Source organism: Caballeronia sp., from assembly GCF_049581465.1.
Lineage (GTDB): Bacteria > Pseudomonadota > Gammaproteobacteria > Burkholderiales > Burkholderiaceae > Caballeronia.
On sequence record NZ_JBAUSA010000438.1, the window covers coordinates 1 to 1,569 of the forward strand.

The 1,569-nt window shown below is 59.7% G+C and carries 2 protein-coding genes; one reads left to right on the top strand and one right to left on the bottom strand.

Features of this window, described 5'->3' with window-relative positions; all coding sequences use genetic code 11:
* Nucleotides 1–757, bottom strand: a 757-nt coding sequence (locus WCA53_RS10935) for a hypothetical protein (RefSeq protein WP_423909121.1), incomplete at its 3' end; no start/stop codon positions are given.
* Nucleotides 758–869: 112 nt separating this feature from the next.
* Between WCA53_RS10935 and WCA53_RS10940 the strand changes: the two genes are divergently transcribed.
* Nucleotides 870–1,569, top strand: a 700-nt coding sequence (locus WCA53_RS10940; RefSeq protein WP_423909126.1) for a hypothetical protein, incomplete at its 3' end; no start/stop codon positions are given.

Sequence of the window (1,569 nt, forward strand, 5' to 3'; positions counted from 1 at the left end):
CGAAGGAGGCGGCGACGATCGTGCCGAAGATCATCAATAGGATCGGGCCCAGCTGATCGAAATTCAGCTCATTTCGCCAGTACAGAATCGCGAGGCAGCCCGGAATCAGGATGACGTTCGCGGTGAGGAAGTTGGCCGCGATCGCCGCGGATTCGTCATAAGCGCCGAACCATTTGCCGACCAGAGTGCCCCCTAAGGCCGAGGCCAATGGCACGGGAATCGCATAGATCCAGCTGCCGTGAAGAAAACTGTCCGACAGTTGGCTGAGATTTGAGGTGTCCTTGTCGCCGAGCTGGCTCCAAGCGACCGCCATCGCGCCAATGAACGCGCCGGCAAAACAGCCAAAAAAAGTCGCGCGCGAAATCGGGATCGGAACGCCGGCGAGCACCAGCGCCACCAGCGCGGCCCAGAAGGGCGAAAGGTTGAGGATTGCGGAGATAATGATCGGATGAGCGTTGCTGAGGCCGAAATTATAGAGCAGGAGGCCGGTCAGCCCGATGGCGAATATGATTCCCAGGTAGCCGTAGTTGATGGGCTTTCGGATCAAAGCGACGAAATCTCGGCGGCTTTTTGCCCGGCTCATCAACAAGGGAAGGGATACGAGCAGGGAGACCTGGGTCAGCGCGACAAACTGTAAAGTGTTGAGATGCTTGGCCGCCGGGAAGGAGAATGGCTCCTGCGTCGCGTATAGGAAGGCAGTGATGACCGAATAGAGGCTTCCAAGACGGTAATTGATCGAGGTTGCATTTTGAGACATACCCCGGCCCCCTTAGCCTGCAAACGGACAATACCTGCGGCTCTCGCTTCAGCTGCGGATCGGCGCGTGGACGCCGTTGACAGCACCTCGAGAACCGATCCTATCGAAGCCGATGACGATCGTCAGGATTCTCTTACTCTCGCTCGCGGCGATTGCTGTCCCTATTCTCGGCTTCGGCATGGATATTGAACCGGGTCTGGGCGCGCTCTGCGGCGGGCGCCCCTATGCGAGGGTGAGCGTTCCCAACGGCGCATCCCCCTATGTCGAACTGACCGCCGACGGCGTGCGCGGTCCGTTCTTGCTCGATTATGGCGCAACGCGAAGTTCGCTGTCTGCGTCGGCGTTCTCGGGGGCGGACGGATCGATGAGAACGGCGGCGATCTCGCTCCCAGGCATCGAAAAAGCCGATTTTCATCTCGCCCGCTATTACCTTTTGCTTCAACCGGGGAAAGGACAACTCGGAGTCATCGGCGACGACCTCCTGTCCCAGTTTACCGTCCAACTGACGGACGGCACTGCGTTCCTGAGCGCCGAGACGTGTCGACCCGAGGCGCTTCTCGCGCGGGGTTTCACCCCCGTCGCTCAGAACGGCTTTTTCTCTTCGGACTCCTCCAAGCGCGGCGCTCGCCTTCCCAACGTTCCGGTCGTTTTCTTGCGGCTCGGGGATGTTCGCGTCTGGGCGCAAATCGACACCGGCTACGAGGATTTCGTCTACTCCCGCTCGATCGACATCAACCAGGCTTTGTTCGACCGGCTCATCGGAAATGGCGCCAAGCTCGACCGGGTCCAAGACATCGACATCTGGACATGCG